The organism is Micromonospora sp. CA-111912 (assembly GCF_050948415.1).
Taxonomy (GTDB): domain Bacteria; phylum Actinomycetota; class Actinomycetes; order Mycobacteriales; family Micromonosporaceae; genus Micromonospora.
On record NZ_CP192007.1, the window covers coordinates 3767027 to 3783457 of the forward strand.

13 protein-coding genes and 1 riboswitch are annotated in these 16431 nt (G+C 73.0%); of the genes, 3 read left to right on the top strand and 10 right to left on the bottom strand.

Annotated features, from left to right (window positions below; genetic code table 11):
- Positions 1-4: 4 nt before the first annotated feature.
- On the top strand, positions 5-1087 hold the full coding sequence (locus ACQPZO_RS15630; RefSeq protein ID WP_433341712.1) for an LLM class flavin-dependent oxidoreductase: 1083 nt from the start codon (positions 5-7) through the stop codon (positions 1085-1087).
- A 102-nt stretch (positions 1088-1189) separates the two neighbouring features.
- Here ACQPZO_RS15630 and ACQPZO_RS15635 read toward each other — a convergent pair whose 3' ends face one another.
- The 4 genes from ACQPZO_RS15635 to ACQPZO_RS15650 form a co-directional block, all read right to left on the bottom strand.
- On the bottom strand, positions 1190-1726 hold the full coding sequence (locus tag ACQPZO_RS15635) for a flavin reductase family protein (protein WP_433341714.1): 537 nt from the start codon (positions 1724-1726) through the stop codon (positions 1190-1192).
- Between the two features lie 266 nt (positions 1727-1992).
- On the bottom strand, positions 1993-2343 hold the full coding sequence (locus tag ACQPZO_RS15640) for a hypothetical protein (protein WP_433341716.1): 351 nt from the start codon (positions 2341-2343) through the stop codon (positions 1993-1995).
- A 16-nt stretch (positions 2344-2359) separates the two neighbouring features.
- Positions 2360-3034, bottom strand: coding sequence for an ABC transporter ATP-binding protein (locus ACQPZO_RS15645; RefSeq protein WP_433341718.1), 675 nt, complete (start codon positions 3032-3034; stop codon positions 2360-2362).
- An 11-nt stretch (positions 3035-3045) separates the two neighbouring features.
- Entirely contained in the window at positions 3046-5004 is a 1959-nt protein-coding gene (locus ACQPZO_RS15650) for a hypothetical protein (protein ID WP_433351018.1), read from the bottom strand.
- Positions 5005-5240: 236 nt separating this feature from the next.
- Here ACQPZO_RS15650 and ACQPZO_RS15655 point away from each other — a divergent pair, with 236 nt between their 5' ends.
- Together ACQPZO_RS15655 and ACQPZO_RS15660 are read left to right on the top strand one after the other, a co-directional pair.
- Positions 5241-6101, top strand: coding sequence for a sensor histidine kinase (locus ACQPZO_RS15655; protein ID WP_433341720.1), 861 nt, complete (start codon positions 5241-5243; stop codon positions 6099-6101).
- Positions 6102-6169: 68 nt separating this feature from the next.
- The gene (locus tag ACQPZO_RS15660) at positions 6170-6808 is read left to right on the top strand and encodes a response regulator (protein ID WP_433351020.1); all 639 of its coding nucleotides are present in this window, start codon (positions 6170-6172) and stop codon (positions 6806-6808) included.
- Positions 6809-6870: 62 nt separating this feature from the next.
- On the opposite strand, the gene ACQPZO_RS15665 is transcribed toward ACQPZO_RS15660, so the two are convergent.
- The 6 genes from ACQPZO_RS15665 to ACQPZO_RS15690 all read right to left on the bottom strand — a co-directional run bounded on the left by ACQPZO_RS15665 (position 6871) and on the right by ACQPZO_RS15690 (position 16309).
- On the bottom strand, positions 6871-7797 hold the full coding sequence (locus ACQPZO_RS15665) for a diacylglycerol/lipid kinase family protein (protein WP_433341722.1): 927 nt from the start codon (positions 7795-7797) through the stop codon (positions 6871-6873).
- 100 nt (positions 7798-7897) lie between these two features.
- Positions 7898-11239 (bottom strand): hypothetical protein, encoded by a 3342-nt coding sequence (locus ACQPZO_RS15670; protein ID WP_433341724.1) that lies wholly within the window; start codon positions 11237-11239, stop codon positions 7898-7900.
- A 197-nt stretch (positions 11240-11436) separates the two neighbouring features.
- The gene (locus ACQPZO_RS15675; protein ID WP_433341726.1) at positions 11437-12099 is read right to left on the bottom strand and encodes a transglycosylase family protein; all 663 of its coding nucleotides are present in this window, start codon (positions 12097-12099) and stop codon (positions 11437-11439) included.
- Positions 12099-12272: riboswitch (cyclic di-AMP (ydaO/yuaA leader) on the bottom strand. (Overlaps the previous gene by 1 nt.)
- A gap of 259 nt (positions 12273-12531) precedes the next feature.
- The gene (locus tag ACQPZO_RS15680; protein ID WP_433341728.1) at positions 12532-13290 is read right to left on the bottom strand and encodes a hypothetical protein; all 759 of its coding nucleotides are present in this window, start codon (positions 13288-13290) and stop codon (positions 12532-12534) included.
- Between the two features lie 129 nt (positions 13291-13419).
- The gene (gene htpG, locus ACQPZO_RS15685; RefSeq protein ID WP_433351022.1) at positions 13420-15273 is read right to left on the bottom strand and encodes a molecular chaperone HtpG; all 1854 of its coding nucleotides are present in this window, start codon (positions 15271-15273) and stop codon (positions 13420-13422) included.
- A 190-nt stretch (positions 15274-15463) separates the two neighbouring features.
- Positions 15464-16309, bottom strand: coding sequence for an alpha/beta hydrolase (locus tag ACQPZO_RS15690; RefSeq protein WP_433341730.1), 846 nt, complete (start codon positions 16307-16309; stop codon positions 15464-15466).
- Between the last annotated feature and the right edge of the window lie 122 nt (positions 16310-16431).

The following is a 16431-nucleotide window of genomic DNA, read 5'->3' on the forward strand; positions in this document are numbered from 1 at the left end:
CGGCGTGGGCACCGAGGTCCTGTGGTACATCATCCCCCGGGAGGGGCGCTACCCGTGGGAGCCGGCCGGCCGGCGGCCGGTCGACCTGGGCTACCTGCAACACCTGGCCGCCGCCGTGGACCGGCTCGGCTACACCGGGGCGCTGCTGGCCACCGACCAGTACGACGTGTGGCCGCTGGGCAGCGCCCTGGCGGCGGTGACCAGCCCGGCGTTCAAGCCGCTGCTGGCGGTGCACCCCGGGCTGATCTCCCCGACCCTGCTGGCGAAGTCCGCGCTCACCTTCGACCACCTGTTCGGCCCGCGCCTGCGGTTCAACGTGGTCAACGGCTCCACCGACACGCTGCGCCGCTACGGCCTGCACCTGGAACACGACGAACGCTACCGGCTCAGCGCCGAGTACTGGCAGGTGGTCCGGCGACTCACCGCCGGGGAGGTCTTCGACCACAAGGGCGAGTTCTACGACCTGCCGGGCGCCGGGGCGGACCTGCGGGACCTGCCGCCGGTGCAGAAGGGCGGCATCCCGCTGTGGTTCGGCGGCTCCTCGCCGGCCGGCATCGAGATGGCCGCCGAGCACGTCGACGTGTACCTGACCTGGGGCGAGCCGCCCGCCCAGCTCGCCGAGAAGCTGGACCGGGTGCGCGAGCGGGCCTCCGCCCACGGGCGCACCCTGCGGCTCGGGCTGCGGCTGCACCTGATCGTCCGGGACACCGAGGACGAGGCATGGGCCGCCGCCGACCACCTGCTCGACGTCACCAGCCACGAGACGTACGCCCGGCAGCTCGCCGCGCACGGCGAGGACGCCGGGGTGGGCTGGCAGCGGCAGTTCCGCCAGCACGGCGGGCGAGTCCCGGCGAAGGCTCGCGAGCTGGAGACGTACCCCAACCTGTGGCCGGGGATGGGGCTGTTCCGGCCCGGGCCGGGCACCGCCGTGGTGGGCAGCACCCGCCAGGTCGTCGAGCGGCTGGAGGAGTTCCGGTCCCTCGGCGTGGACACCTTCATCCTCTCCGGCAACCCGCTGCTCGAGGAGGCGTACCGGGTGGCGGAGACCGTGCTGCCGGCGCTGGGGATCCGACCCGACCGGTCGTGACCCCGGGCGTCACCCGCCCGGCCGGACGGCCACCCCGTCGGCCGGGCGGGGGCGTTCGCGACGGCCACTCCGGGGGTCGTGCGGCGGGGTTGGCGGGGCGGGTCAGGCCACGCCGGCCCGGTCCACCGGCGGGTCCAGGCCGGCGTAGCCGCCCCGGTGGTACAGCAGCGGCGTGCCCACATCGGCGTGCCGCAGCAGCTCGGGCTCGGCGAGCACGATCGCGTGGTCGCCGACGGTCAGCCGGTCCACCACCCGGCAGAGCAGCCACGCCAGGACGCCGTCGAGGATCGGCACCCCCTGCGGCCCCGGACGCCATTGCGTCGGGCCGGCGAACCGGTCGACGCCGCTCGTGGCGAACGTCCGGGCCAGCTCCCGCTGGCCGTGGGCGAGCAGGTGCACCGCGACGTGGCGGGACCGGGACACCGTGGGCCAGCTCGACGAGGCGAGGTTGAGGCAGAACGACACGATCGGCGGCTCCAGCGACACCGAGGTGAACGACGTCGCGGTGAAGCCGACCGGCGGGGTGCCCGGGGCCGTCACCACGGTCACGGTGCTGGCCTGGTGACGCAGGATCGCGCGCAGCGAGGTGCTGTCCGCGTCGACGGGCAGCTCCGGTTGCGCAGGGGTGGACGGGGCCATGCGCACCTCCGGTCGTCGCTATTCCGGGACGGTACCGGCGGTCGCCGCGCGGCGCTGACCGGCGGCCGGCAGGGACCGGCTCCGTGGGAACTGACCTTCCGGGATGCTTCAACATCCAAGGCGACGCTCGATCGGTACAACACGTCGGTGGCGTAGCGTGCGCCTTGCGCCCGCAAGGCGCACGCTGGCCGGGCGCGCGAGCCACCCCGCGTCCTGCCTACCGACCCCTACTCGTCGGCGATGCGGGCCGACAGCGGGTCATCCGGCTATCTCTCGACGAGGTGCACCGGAACACCGAACCCGTCGCGGCGCGCGAGTAGGCTGCTGATCGCCTCACGCTCCGGCTTCGATCCGTAGGTGACCTGGATCAGCGCACGGTCCTGGCCCTTGGGGCACGGCGAGCCCACCTCGACCGAGATTCCCTTGCCCAGCGCCGCGATGTCGGTGGCGAGGGACTCGCTTCTGGTCAACGCCGCGCTGGCCTCCGCAGCGGTCGGCAGTTCCTCGCAGGGCGGGTGGGTGTCAGTCGACGTGGCGAACACGCCGCCGAGAACTACGGCTGCGACGATGGCAACCACCGCGACGACGCCAATTGCGATCTTGGATGGCAGTGACATGGCAGGTCCTTCCGCCCTAGTAGGACTGATCGACGGATAGCGCAACAGTTCGTCCGCTTCCGATTTCGTGGCGTGAACCGCAGGCGTCGATCATCTCGGAGTCGTGCGTGGACACGACGACCGTGCAGCCGTCGGCGGCGAACTCCGCGAACAGCGCGATGACCTTCCGCCGGTTGGCGGCGTCGAGCGACGCGGTGGGCTCATCGACGAACGCGATCGCGGCTCGCTTGTAGATGGCGCGGGCCAGCGCGAGCCGCTGCTTCTCACCGCCACTGAGGTGACTGGCCGCCTCATCCTGCCGGCCAGCCAGCCCGGTCTGATCGAGAACCTGCGCCAGCCGCTTCCCGTCGCCGGTGGCCCGCTTGCCGAGCGGGCTGGACTGCATCGTGACGTTGAAGGCAACCGACTCCTCGTCCATGATCCCGTAGTCCTGCAGGACGAATGCAGCGTGATCACGCCAGAAGCGGCGCCGTGCCGCCGAGCCGTACCCCGTGACGTTCCTCCCATCGATCAGAATGCGGCCCCGGTCGACCGGGAGCAGCAGCCCGAGGCAGTGCAGCAGCGTGGTCTTCCCTGATCCGCTCGGGCCCACCAGGGCGGTCATCGTCCCGGGCTCGCAACGTACGGACTCGCCATCGAGCACCGGCCGCCCACCGATCGCCACGGAAACGGCCTCGGCCTCAATCAGCATTGGAACTCCCATCAGATTCGACGCCTGCTGACGCCGGAGAAACACCGGTTCGCGGCCCACAGATGGCTCAGCGGGACAACGAACATCCCGAACATCGCGGCCACCAGCAGGGGCCCCATGGAGTCGGGTCTCTGGAACAGCGCCAGGAGGGACACGAGCGCCGCGCCGGCCAGCAACTCCCTGGCCACCCGGCTCTGCAGGATCCGCGCCCACGGCCGGCCTGACAGCCGCAACGGAAGGTCGCGCTTCGCGTGCAGCAGGGCGGTGATCAGCGCGCTGATCGCGGTCGCGACCGTGAAGGCGACGACCAGGGCGGTGAGCGCGAGATTCATCAGCCAGACCACGTACGCCATGAACTGCGCCCGAAGGATCCCTTCCTCCGCGACGTAGACCACACTCAGGTCACCCTTGATCCCCCGGCCGCTCAGGGGCTCGGCGGAGAGGCCTTCGCGCTCGATCAACGCCTGGGTGGCCGCCACGCCGGTGAACAGGATGTTCCTCGTCGAGACCATCGATGTCAGGTTCGAATCATCGAACGTCTGATGCAGGGAGGGCATGACGGCGACGAGGACATCGTCCAGGAAGCTCAGACTCCCACCGCCCCCCTGGGCGACGGGCATCCGGAACCCGCCGGCGGGCCGCAGGTATCCGAACCCCGACAGGATCTCTCCCCCGGAACGTTGGCTTCTCGACCACAGCGAGAACGTCTCGCCGAACTCCCGGGAGAGCATGCTGCTCACCCGCTCGTACGGCACCGGCGTGAGCGCGTCCGGCGGCGCGTTCGTCGTCATCAGATCGAGCCACCGCTGGTTCACGAGGGTGATCGCCGAGTAGTCGCCGAAATCGCCTTCCCAGGTCTCGTCCGAGAAGGTGTACGAGTACGCGACCGCCCCGGCCGATTCGCCGGCCCTGACCAGGTTTCCGACCCGGGGTTCGAGACTGGTCATCTCGTCATCGCTCATCCCGAACTGGACCGCGACCTGATCTGCGAGGTTCTTCCACTGCGCCATCTCAGCGGCCAAGGCGGACGAACTGCGGTACGCCGACCAGGCCGGCCCGGCCGCGCCCACCACCAGCAGGAACGTCAGCGCTTGGACGACCACGGCCGCCGAGCGAAGGCTCCTCACCGCAGGCTGCCGGGTGGCGAGCATGGTGGCGCTCGGCCAGGCGGAGACCGACATGGCCAGGGCAACGAGCAGTGACACGGCGATGACCGCGACCTCCACGCCAGCCAGCGCCTTGACGAAGACGCCGACGTACAGCCAGCCACGGGAGAGGCCCACACAGGCGGCGGCCGCGAGGGTGACAGCGCCCGCCGGAACGAGCAGGGTGGCCGCGAACCCGCCCAAATCCTGTGCCTGAATGCGCAACGTGGGGCAGCCCGCGAGCACCCGGAGCGCGCGGCTGCGCGCCTTCATCGACAGCCAGAACAGCGCCAGCGCCGCGATGAGAGCGAAAGCGGCCAGGACGGCCGCGGCGAAGCCGCCCTCCCGCATGGCGAACCAGAGACTGTCGGTCACGGACGCGTCGACGCGGGTCACCCGTACGCCCGCGCTGCTCAGCCGGCTGTCCAACTCGGCGAGCCGGGCTGCGTCCCCGGTGACCAGATAGGAGCCGTCGGGCGACGAGTTGGCCAGGCGGTCCCTGCCGACGACCCTTCCCGCGTCGGTGCCGCTGAACCAACGGAACGTCTCGGGCAGGCTCCCGTCGTTGAGGGCCACGAAGATCCGCTCGTCGCTGTCGCCAACCAGGTCCGGGGCGATCCTGACCAGTCCCAGGTTCCAGTCGGCATCCATCAGCGTCAGCGCCGCAAACGCTTCCCGGTCGCTGAGCCGCGACTCGCCGAAGTCCAGGCCCAGCCTGCTCTGCGCGCCGAGGGCCCGGGGAAAGTCCCGGTCGTGCAGATCGGTGACGATCACCGCCACCAGAGCCAGCAGGGTGAACAACGCTCCTGCGACCGCCATTGTCACGCGCCTGTACAACGACCCTCCCGGGCGATCTCCGGACACCGTGGCGAAGGTGACGTCACCCGCCGGATCCAGACAACCAGGTGGAACGCGCCGGAACATCGGGCCGTGGGCGGCATCGGGGGTCGCTCGTCGGCCCTGGGTCCGTCAGACCGTGGTCCGATGCGGGTGCCCGGGAGGCACGAACCCGCGCTTCGTACCCGAACGCCACGGAGCCTGGGAACGATAGGCTGCGCCGCATGACCGAGAGCCGGCGTCGCTCCCGTCGATCATGGTTGCTGCTGTCGGCCGGTGCGCTGCTCGTCGTGATGACGGCCATCCTCGCGCTCGGGCTCACCTGGCCGTTCGTCACCGTCCTGCTGCTCGGCTTCGCGGCGGTCTCCGTCTGGGCGATCGCCCGGCTGCTGGTCGAGCGTGCCGAGCACGAGACTGTAATGGCGCGCCGCGACATCACGGAGGCGGTGCTCGCGGAGCGCCTGCGCCTGGCCCGCGACCTGCACGACATCGTCTCCCACGGCCTGGGCATGATCACCGTGCGGGCGGCCGCCGCGGCGCACCTGCACGCCCGCAAGCCGGACGATCAAGCGCTGCTGGCCGCCATTGAGGACGTGGAGGCCATCAGCCGGAAGGCGACGGTCGAGCTGCGCCGCATGCTGGACGCGCTGCGGGAGGCCGACGACCGGCCCGCCCGCCACCCCACGGAGACCCTGGCGTCCCTGCCGGAGATCATCGAGGGCGCCCGCCGGGCCGGCCTGCGCGTGGAGTTGACCCAGGAAGAGCTCGGCGCGGTGTCCCCGGGCGCCCAGGTGGCGATCTGCCGGGTCGTCCGCGAGGGGCTGGCCAACAGCGCGCGTTACGCTGGCTCGACCACGGTCGACGTCCGTCTGGCGCGGACCCCTGCGGCAGTCAGCGTGACCATCGACGACGACGGGCCGCACCGGGGCTGGGCCGTCCGGCCAGGCGCCGGGCACGGCCTCATCGGGCTGCGGGAACGGGTGAACAGCCTGGGTGGGACCCTGACGGCGGAGCCGCGCGCGAAGGAGCACGGGGATCGTGCGGGGTTCCGTCTCGAGGCCATCATTCCCGAGGGAGCGGTGTGAACGGATCCAACCGGCCCCTGCGGGTCGTTCTCGTCGACGACGAACCCCTGCTCCGGCGGAGCCTCGCGATGATCATCGACGCCGAGCCCGGTCTCGCCGTGGTCGGAGAGGCCGGCGACGGGATGGAGGCACTCGCCGTGGCCGAGGCCACCGTGCCCGACGTGGTGCTCATGGACGTCAGGATGCCGCGGCTCGACGGCATCGAGGCGACCCGGGGCATCTGCCGGCTGCCGGGGCTCGGGCACACCCGAGTGCTGGTCCTGAGCATGTTCGACCTCGACGAGCACGTCTTCCACGCGCTCCGGGCCGGAGCCAGTGGCTTCCTGCTGAAGGACAGCCGGCCCGCCGACCTGCTCGACGCCATCAGGCGTACGCACGACGGCGAATCGCTCTTCGCCCCGTCGATCCTGGCGCGCTTGGTCGAGCACTACGTCTGCAAGCAGCACACCGGCCCTGCCGGCCCCGGGCAATCCCTGCTCGACCAGCTGACCGCCCGGGAGGGCGAGGTGCTCGGCCTCATCGGGCAGGGTCTGTCCAACCACGAAATCGCCGGGCATCTCACCATCGCCGTCAAGACCGTCAAGTCCCACGTCTCACACCTGCTGAACAAACTCGGGGCCCGCGACCGGGTGCAACTCGTGATCGCCGCGTACAACGGCGGCCTGGTGAATCCCGTTCCCGCCCCCGTACGTGACCGGCGGCCATGACACCGTGACCCGTCGGTGGTCCCCCGCGAGGTCGTCCGGCACGGAAGCGGCCCGTCCTGGGATCAGGGTCGCTCGTCCGGGCAGCACACGGTCAGCGCGCCAGGCACGACCCGGACCTTCAACCGGGTCACCTGGCCGCGCGCCCCGCCGTCGAGTTCGTACGTCTTCGGCGCGGCGAACCGCACCCGGATCTTGCGACCTCGGGTGATCCGCACGAACGGCGACTCCTCGGACCGGCCGGCCGCCATCCGGCCCAGGGTGCGCGCCCAGTCCACCGCGCCGTTGGCGGTGGCCACCCCGATCTCCAGGGCCCCACTGTCGGGCCGGGCGTCGTCGAAGGCGGGAATGCCGCCGGTGATCGTGCCGACGTTGCCGAACAGCACGCAGCTCGCCTCGGCGTCGAACCAGTCCGACCCGTCGACCCGGATGCGGGTGCGCACCAGCTCGCCGCGGACGTGCCGCAGCCCCGTCCACACGTACGCCAGGCGGCCCAGCCGGCCCTTGAGCCTGCGGTCGGCCTCGCCGATCAGGTCGCCGTCGAAGCCCGCGCCGGCCATCACCGCGAAGTGCTCCCCGTTGATCCGGCCCAGGTCGAGGCGGCGGCGTCGGCCGCGCAGGCCGTTCCGCACCGCCTCGGGCAGGTCGGTCGGGATGCCGAGGTTGGTGGCGAACAGGTTCGCCGTCCCGGCGGGCAGGATCGCCATCGGCACGCCGGTGCCGGCGAGGACGTCGGCGCAGCGCTGCACCATGCCGTCGCCGCCCCACACGTAGACCAGCTTCGCGCCCCGGTCGAGCGCCCGGCGGACCTTCTTCGGGGCCTTGCGGCTCTTCGGCACCTCGTACCAGAGCAGGTCGTCGACGCCCGCGCCGACCAGCGTGGCGCGCAGTTCGTCCAGGCCCCCGCCGAAGGTCTTCTTCCGGTGCGCGACGACGGCGACGGTGCCGACCGGCGCCGGGGCCGCCTCGTCGGGGCGGGCAGGCGTGCTCATGACCCCGGGTGTACCCCGGCCGGGTGTCCGCCACGCCTGCCGCCGGCCCCCGACCGGCGCGGGTCCGCACCACCGTGACCCGGGCCGTCGCCGGCCCGGGTCACCCCGACATGGGCAGGGCGAGGGCGGCGTCGCGGACGTCGGCGACCGGGTGCCCGCGCAGCGTCCGCAGCAGGTCCCGCCACGGCGTCGACCAGCCGTACGGCTCCCCGGCCCGGGTCAGCGCCAGCGCGAGGAGCCCGGCCGCGTCGTCCCGGGCGGCCAGTTCCCGGGCCGCCGCCAGCAGCAGCCCGGCGTCCACGACGGCGGCGCCCCGGTGCACCCGGTCCGCGAGGGCGTCGGCCAGCCGGGCGGCCAGCGCCGGGCGCCCGGCGGCCAGCTCGCACAGCTCGGTCAGTTCGGCGACGAGCTGCTGCGGGGTACGCCCGTCGAGGCGCACCAGGGCGGTCAACAGCCCGGCCGCCCCGGCCACGAACCCCGGGTGCCGGGCCAGGTTGCGGGCGGCGTCCCGGGCCGGGTCGCGGTCGGCGTCGACGCCGGCGCGCTGCGCCCACACCCGCACGGTCCGCAGGATCGCGTCGATCCGGCGGCGGGCCGGCCGATCCCGCTCCGGCCCGCCCGGGTCGTCGTCGGCCGCGTCGAGGGCCACCAGCCGGCGCAGGGCGGCGTCGAGCGCGGCCCGCTCGGGGCGGTGCGGCAGGTCCAGCAGCGCGCCGAGCAGCATCGACCGGGCCGGCCAGCCGGCGTGCGCGTCGAGGTCGGTCAGCGCCTCGACGACCAGGTCGGTGACGTCGGGCGCCCAGCGGGCCCACTGCACCAGCCGGGTCAGCGCCGCCTGGGAGACCACCTCGTCGCCGCTGCGACAGGCGGTGACGACCAGGCCGGCGTACCGGGGTCGGTGCGGCTCCGGAACCTCGTGCGGCCCGGTGGCCAGCACGGCCAGGGTGTCCTCCCGGCCGCCGCCGACGGCCAGGTCGAGCACCGCCCAGCTCTGCGGCGTGTGCAGCCGCTGCCGGGCGGCGGAGGTGACCGCCGCCCGGACGTCGCGGTGCTGGTCGGGCTGCTGCCACACCTGCCGCAGCAGCGGCACCGCCTCCGGCGGCCCGTACCGGCCCAGCAGCCGGACGGCCTCCTTGCGGCTGGTCACCCTGCCCCGGCCGAGGGCGATGCCGGCGAGCCGGGTCAGCAGCGCGGACGGGGCGACGAACCGGGCGGCCCGGCCGGCGGCGTACATCGCCACCCGGGCCCGGTCGTCGTCGGCGTGCGCGAGCAGCGTGGTCAGGGCCTCCTCGGGCCGGTCGGTCCAGGGCAGCGCGCCGAGGGCCGCCTCGGCGAGGGTGACGTTCGCCGAGTCGACGTACCGCAGCACCAGTTCGCGGCCGGCGTCGGGGACCCGCGCCGCGCGGGCGAGCGCGGCGGCCCGGGCGTGCATCGGCTGGCCCGCGTCCCGGGCCAGCCGGGCCTGGAGGTCGACGTACGCCCGCCGGTGCCGGGGCAGCCAGCGGTCGACGTGCCACGGATACCCGGGCACCCAGCGCGGCCCGGCCGGCAGGAACGCCCCGCGCGGCGGCGGGCCGAGCAGCACCCGGTCGAGCAGGTCGGTGCGCCGCCCGCAGACCGTCCGCCACACCGCCTCGAACGTGATCACCGACGGGTCGGCGGCGAACAGGAGGGCGACCCGCTCGCCGCGTGGCGCCGGGTCCGCCAGCCACAGGTCGGCGGCGTTCCGGACGACCGGGGAGACGTTGCCCGGGCCGGTGGCCCGGTGCAGCAGCTCCTGGAGCGCGGGCAGCCGCCACGCCCGGCGTCCCAGCGCGCGGGTGACGGCGAACAGGGCGGTGAACTCGCCGCGCGCCATGCCGGCGGTGATCCAGGGCAGGAGCCGGTCGAGGACGACCCGTTCCTGCCCCCGGCGCAGGCCGTGGTCGAGCCGGCCCAGCGGGGGCAGGTGGTGCCCGCCGAGAAGGGCGTCGAGGGTGTCCAGCGCCCAGCCCAGCAGCTCCGGTTCGTCGACGTGGTGGCGCAGCACCCCGCAGGCCAGGTCGCCCAGCGCGGACAGCGTGCGGGTGGACGCGTCCCGGGCGTGGGTGGCGTCGGTGACCAGCGCGGCCAGCACGGGCCGCGAGTCGGCGCGCAGCGACCGGGCCATCGTCGCCAGGGTGGCCAACGCCGCCGACCGGACCGGGTCCTGCTCGTTGCGCAGCCCGACGAGCCAGGCCACGGCCTCGGCCACCGCCGCCGGGTCGTCGCTGCGCCGCGCGGCGGTGAGCAGCAGCTCGTACGCCGTCGCCCGGTCCCCCGCGTCGGCGGCGCGCAGGGCGGGCACCAGCGCCCCGGACGCCTCCGGCCAGGGCAGCTCGGCGCTCCACGCCCGCACGGCGGCCTCGTCGGCGCGGACCCGGTCCAGGGTGAGCACCCGGCGGGCCTCCCGTTCCCGCCAGCGCCGGGGCAGCACCGCCATGACGGCCCGGGAGGGGATCACGGCGGCCGTCTCGACGTCGGCGAGCGCGGCGTCGTACAGGGTGCCGCGCGCCGCCGGGGGCAGCGCGTCCAGCAGCGCCGCGAGGCGGGCGTCGTCGGCGCGCAGCCGCCGGGCGAGCGTGACCAGGTCCGCCGGCGGCAGCGCGGCGAGGCGGCGCAGCAGCGCCGGGGGCAGGGCGGCCCGGGCCAGCCAGCCGGCGCGGGCCGGGGCGGTCAGCAGCGCGAGCACCCGGGCCGGGGACGCCGCGGCGAGCACGCCGTAGCGGGTGAGGTCGCCGGGGAGCCCGTCGGCCGGGGCGTGGCGTTCGAGCAGGGTCAGCACCCGCTCCGGATGGTCGGCCGCCGTGCCGAGCAGCGCGCCCGCGCGGGTCGCCCACCAGCGGGAACGTTCCGGGCCGGGCAGCGCCGCCTCGGCGTGGTCGAGCAGGACGTCGCCGTGCCGGCGGGCCAGGGCCGCCCCGCCGCCGAGCGCGTGGTCGAGCAGGGGCAGCAGCCGGCGTACCGTGTCGGGGCCGCAGGCGGGCAGCAGCGCGACCGCCTCGGCGTCGCCGAACCGGTCGCGGACGGCGTCGACGAGCCGGTCGGCGACCTCCGGGCGACGCAGCGACCGCAGCGACCGGTAGACCAGCCGGCGCAGGTCGGCCGGGGCGTCGACGAGCAGGGGGCGCAGGTCGTCGGCGGTGAGCCAGCCGGCGCGCAGGCAGACCCGGACCGCGACGGCCCGGATCGCCGCGTGCGGGTCGTCGAGGGCGGCGGCCATGCCGGCCCGGTCGCCGACGACCTGGGCCGCGGTCACGGCGAGAAACCGGTGGTACGCCGACCCGGCGCGCAGATCAGCGAGCACCCCGTCCAGCCGGCCGGCGGCGGCGAGGGCCCGGGCCCGGGCGGCGAGGGTCGTCATCCGCTCCCGGTACGGCAGTTCGTCGAGGTCGTCGAGCAGTTTGGCGGTTCGGCGCGGCATCGCGCCATTGTGCCCGGAGCCGGGCCCAGCGGCCGACTCGTTTTGCGGGGCTGCGACGGTGCTCCCGCGAGCACTTCACCTGGGTGGCGTGCCCGTCGGGGACGCGGAAGCGCCCGGCCGGAGGAACCGGCCGGGCGCTTCCGGTGCTGGGTGCCCCGGGACCGGGGTGCCGGGTCGCACCGACCCGGCCGGGCGCGTCAGAAGCTGAGCCGCTGGCCCGGGAAGATCAGGTTCGGGTGCTCGCCCACGACCCGCTCGTTCTTCTCCCACAGCGCGCGCCAGCCGCCCCGCACACCCTGCGCCGTGGCGATCTTGGAGAGCGTGTCGCCCGACCGGACCACGTAGGTCGTCCCGCCACTGGACGGAGCGCTCTTCGGGGCGCTCCTCGTGGTGTCCCGCTTGCTGCGCGAGGCCGGCTTCTCGGTACGTGAGGACCGCTCCTTCGGGGCGGCCTTCGTCTCCGACTTCCGCTCCGACTTCGTGCTGCCCTTCGTCGAGCCACCCTTCTTGCCGCAGGTCGGCCACGCCCCGATGCCCTGGCCGTCGAGCACCTTCTCGGCGATGCGGATCTGCTCGCTCCGGGTCGCCAGGTCGGCGCGGGCGGCGTACCTCTTGCCGCCGTAACCTGCCCACGTGCCCTGCGAGAACTGCAGGCCGCCGTAGTAGCCGTTGCCGGTGTTGATGTGCCAGTTGCCGCCGGACTCGCACGAGGCGACGGCGTCCCAGTTGACCGCGGCCTGGGCCGGCGCGGCCGGTCCGGCCAGGGCGACGGCCCCGGCGAGTGCGCCAGCGGCGAGAGTGCCAACGGCGGCGCGGCGGACGGTCATCCGACGGTGGCGGGCGGTGTATTCAGTTGCCATGTGTGATTCCTCCACGCCGGCGAGGTGAGCTGTCGGGTTCGGGCCGAGGAGCCCGGCCGCCGCAGGCGGCTTCACCCCGAGGTGCGGTGCACCGAGGAACATGTGGGTCCCCCGCTCCTGCCTGACTGACAAGGGAACCGACGGTCGGCGGCAGGACTAGGCGTTTACCGACCGTGGTCGCCGCGTTCGCGGACTCGACCGACGCTAGGCACCGTTGGTGACGAGTGCCCACCTCTTGTGAAGTTCTTCACCCGCTCGGGCGAAGGGCCACATCGTCGACTTGCGAGACTCCGCCAGCCGTGCAGGGCGAACGCCGGGCCGAGTCTGATCAGGGTGAACCGCCAGCGGACAACCTCACCCCATCACCGAGTGTGATCGGGGGCCGATTGCGCACATCGGATCTCGGAAACGCTCGGTGATCGCCCACACAGCTCAGTGGGGCGGGCGGCGGCCGTGCCCGGCGACGGCGGTGTCGGCCGTGCAGCTCAACTCCCCGGGGGCGAGCTGCACCCGGGAGGGCCGCCACACCTCGACCCGTCCACCCTCCACGCGAGCCAGCAGACAGTCGTACTGACTGGCCCGCAGCGCCACCCCCACGACCCCGCCCACGGCGGCGACCTGCCGGTTGACCAGAGGCTCGAGGTCGAGGCCGTCGACCGCCGCGCGGACGGCCTGCTCGGTGACCGCACCGCCGGTGGAAAGGGCCCGGCGCAGGTCGTCCTCGGCGGAGCCCGGAAGTTCCGGGTCGACGGAGATCGTGAGCGGGGAACCGTCCGGACAGGACACCTCGTCGACCCGGTCGTCCATGGCGTCCTGCTCAACGCTGATCGCATAGCAGACCGGCAGGTCGAACGGCTCGTTCATCGACCGGCCGGACGCGTCGACCGCCGTGGCCACCCCGTGCACGCGGACGATCAGCGAGACCCCGGCCCCGGTCCGGGTGCCACCGATCCGCATGACCTCCGTGCCGGCGACCCGGGCGGCCTCCCGGGCGTACCGCTGCGCCGGGTTCGGGTGCCGGCGTTCCCGCTTGACGGCCTGCTCGACGAGGGTGACCTTGCGGCCGGCGTCCTGCATCGCCAGCTCCCTGGTCCGGATCTTGTCGACCTGCGGCTCCGGCCCGTAGCAGCCGGGTAGCAGGAGCAGCCCGACCGACACCGACACCAACCCGCGCAGCCGTCCCCGAAGCATGGGGCCATTATCCCGGTCCTCCCGCCCGCCCGGGGCCCCGCCCGCCCGGCGGGAGGCGCAACGGCGCGCGCCGGGCGTCCATGGTCGACATTGTCGACCGGGAGCCCGGCGCGCGGTGCGTGGCGGCGGCTACAGCGTGCGGGCCAGCCGGTCGGCGAGGATCCGGGTGAACCGGGACGGGTCGGCCAGCTCGCCGCCCTCGGCCAGCAACGCCATCCCGTACAGCAGTTCGGCCGTGTCGCCCAGCGCGTCGGCCCCGGTGTCCTGCTCGTGGGCCTTGCGCAGCCCCTCGACCAGCGGGTGCCCCGGGTTCAGCTCCAGGATCCGCTTGACCTGCGGCACCTCGTGCCCCATCGCCCGGTACATCTTCTCCAGCGTCGGGGTGATGTCGTGGGCGTCGCCGACCACGCAGGCCGGCGAGGTGGTCAGCCGGGTGGAGAGCCGGACCTCCTTGACGCTGTCGGAGAGCCGGCCCGTCATCCAGGTCAGCAGGTCGGCGTACTCCTGGCGCTGCTGCTCGCGGGCCGACTCGGCCTCCTTCTTCTCCTCCTCGGTGTCCAGGTCGACCTGGCCCTTGGCGATGGAGCGCAGCGGCTTGCCGTCGAACTGCCCGACCCGCTCGACCCACACCTCGTCCACCGGGTCGGTGAGGATCAGCACCTCGTAGCCCTTGGCCCGGAACGCCTCCATGTGCGGCGAGTTCTCGATCATCGACCGGGACTCACCGGTCATGTAGTAGATGTCGGCCTGGCCGTCCTTCATCCGCTCGACGTAGTCGCGCAGGCCGGTCAGCTCCGCCGGGTCGTTGGTGGAGGCGACGGAGACGATGTCCAGGATGGCCTCGGTGTTGTCCGGGTCGTCGAGCAGGCCCTCCTTGAGCGCCGGGCCGAACTCCGACCAGAAGGTGCGGTACTTCTCGGCCTCGTTGGCCCTCAGCTCCTTGACGGTGGTGAGGATCTTCTTCACCAGCCGGCGGCGGACCACCTGGATCTGACGGTCCTGCTGGAGGATCTCCCGGGAGATGTTCAGCGACAGGTCGTGGGCGTCGACGACGCCCTTGACGAAGCGCAGGTAGTTCGGCATCAGCGCGTCACAGTCGTCCATGATGAACACGCGCTTGACGTAGAGCTGCACGCCGCGACGGGCCTGCGGGGCGAACAGGTCGACCGGGGCGTGCGACGGCAGGAACAGCAGCGCCTCGTACTCGAAGGTCCCCTCGCCCCGCATGTGGATGGTCTCGAGGGGATCGGCCCAGTCGTGGCTGACGTGCTTGTAGAACTCCTTGTACTCGGCCTCGTCGACCTCGCTGCGCGGGCGGGCCCACAGCGCCTTCATCGAGTTGAGGGTCTGCACCTCGCTGGTGGTCGCCCCGTCCTCACCCGGGCGCTCCACGGTCGTCCGGATCGGCCAGGCGATGAAGTCGGAGTACCGCTTGACGATCTCGCGGATCTTCCAGTCGGCGGCGTAGTCGTGCAGGTTGTCGTCGCTGTCCTCCGGCTTGAGGTGGACGGTGACGGCCGTGCCCTGCGGGGCGTCGTCGATGGTCTCCACGACGTACGTGCCCTCGCCGGTCGACTCCCAGCGGGTGCCCTCGGCCTCCCCGGCGCGGCGGGTGACCAGGGTGACCTTGTCGGCCACCATGAAGGTCGCGTAGAACCCGACCCCGAACTGCCCGATCAGGTCGGCGGACCCGGCCGAGTCCTTGGACTCGCGCAGCTTGGTCAGCAGCTCGGCGGTGCCGGACTTGGCGATGGTGCCGATCAGGCCGACGACATCGTCGCGGGACATGCCGATGCCGTTGTCCCGGACGGTCAGGGTGCGCGCGTCGCGGTCGACCTCGATCTCGATGTGCAGGTCGGAGACGTCGGCCGCGAGATCCTTGTCGACCATGGACTCCAGGCGCAGCTTGTCCAGCGCGTCGGAGGCGTTGGAGATGAGTTCACGCAGGAAGACGTCCTTGTTCGAATAGATCGAATGGACCATCAGCTGGAGCAGCTGGCGCGCCTCCGCCTGGAATTCCAGCGTCTCGATCCGGTTACTCACACCGACCCCCTTCAGTTACTTCCGACCTTCGCGCACAGGATACGAGTCGTCGCTACCGGTCGTGTAACCCGCCCGGCCCGGACCACAGCCCGCCGACGTGCGCCTCGTGGTCACGGCAACCAGCGACCGCTCACGCCTCGACCAGCGAGCAGAGCAGGGCCGCGGTGTCGCCGGGGCGTACCAGCACCCCGGCATGGCTGACATCGAGCGACCGGACGTCGAACGGGTTGTCGGGGGTCAGCGCGTCGGCGTCGGCGATGAAGCGGTCCTGTAGCGCGAGCGGAATCGACCGGTCGGCGGTGAGCCGCACGTAGGTACGGGGAATACGTCCCCAGGTCGCGGCGTCGGCCCGCTCCTCGCCGGCGTCCAGGCTCTCGTCCGGCTCCAGGGTGTTCAGGTATCCGTAGAACTCGTCGTCGGTGCCGTCGGCCAGAACGGCTTCCCGGAGCGTGGCGAGCAACGTGGGGTCGGCGGTGCGCCAGTTGAACCGCAACGCGCCGAGTTCCATCGGGTTCGCGGCGATCAGGTTGCCGGCATCGGCCAACGCGCTCGACGCGTTCTCCGCCGAGGCCTGGTAGCCGGCCGGGGTATCGCCGGCACAGCACCACGCCGAGATGTAGACCAACCGGTCCACCAGGTCCGGTGCGGCATTGCCGACCCCGGTCAGGGTGAGCCCACCCCGGCTGTGCCCGACCAGGATCACCGGCCCGTGCTCGCGTACCCGCTTCACGACGTCAAGGACGTGTGCCACGTTGTCCGCGTGCCCGATGCCGGCCATCGCACTCGGCGTGCTCGCCAGGGCGGCAAGGTCCTGCGGGGCTTGGTACGCCGCCGGGAACGTCGCGCCGAAGCCGTGTCCCGGCAGGTCGACGGCCAGCGAACGGTGCCCGCGCAGGGCAAGTTCCCGCTGCATGGGCGCCCAGGTGAACGAGTTGCTGCCGGCACCGTGGACGATGACGAAGGTGGGAGCTGTCATCCGGACATAATGGCTGCGCCGCCACCTCGTTCCCGCGCGGAAGTAACTGAGATCACGTACGACGACGGCGCTGCTGAGGCATCGACCGCTGCGGCTGACAAAAGCAAAGGCAAGGAGATCGC

Excerpts from the sequence above, each read along its gene's own strand:
- ACQPZO_RS15690 (WP_433341730.1), bottom strand. The coding sequence starts at position 16,309 with ATGACAGCTCCCACCTTCGTCATCGTCCACGGTGCCGGCAGCAACTCG.
- ACQPZO_RS15665 (WP_433341722.1), bottom strand. The coding sequence starts at position 7,797 with ATGAGCACGCCTGCCCGCCCCGACGAGGCGGCCCCGGCGCCGGTCGGC.
- ACQPZO_RS15640 (WP_433341716.1), bottom strand. The coding sequence starts at position 2,343 with ATGTCACTGCCATCCAAGATCGCAATTGGCGTCGTCGCGGTGGTTGCC.
- ACQPZO_RS15660 (WP_433351020.1), top strand. The coding sequence starts at position 6,170 with ATGATCATCGACGCCGAGCCCGGTCTCGCCGTGGTCGGAGAGGCCGGC.
- ACQPZO_RS15675 (WP_433341726.1), bottom strand. The coding sequence starts at position 12,099 with ATGGCAACTGAATACACCGCCCGCCACCGTCGGATGACCGTCCGCCGC.
- htpG (WP_433351022.1), bottom strand. The coding sequence starts at position 15,273 with ATGGTCCATTCGATCTATTCGAACAAGGACGTCTTCCTGCGTGAACTC.
- ACQPZO_RS15670 (WP_433341724.1), bottom strand. The coding sequence starts at position 11,239 with ATGCCGCGCCGAACCGCCAAACTGCTCGACGACCTCGACGAACTGCCG.
- ACQPZO_RS15645 (WP_433341718.1), bottom strand. The coding sequence starts at position 3,034 with ATGCTGATTGAGGCCGAGGCCGTTTCCGTGGCGATCGGTGGGCGGCCG.
- ACQPZO_RS15680 (WP_433341728.1), bottom strand. The coding sequence starts at position 13,290 with ATGCTTCGGGGACGGCTGCGCGGGTTGGTGTCGGTGTCGGTCGGGCTG.
- ACQPZO_RS15635 (WP_433341714.1), bottom strand. The coding sequence starts at position 1,726 with ATGGCCCCGTCCACCCCTGCGCAACCGGAGCTGCCCGTCGACGCGGAC.
- ACQPZO_RS15655 (WP_433341720.1), top strand. The coding sequence starts at position 5,241 with ATGACCGAGAGCCGGCGTCGCTCCCGTCGATCATGGTTGCTGCTGTCG.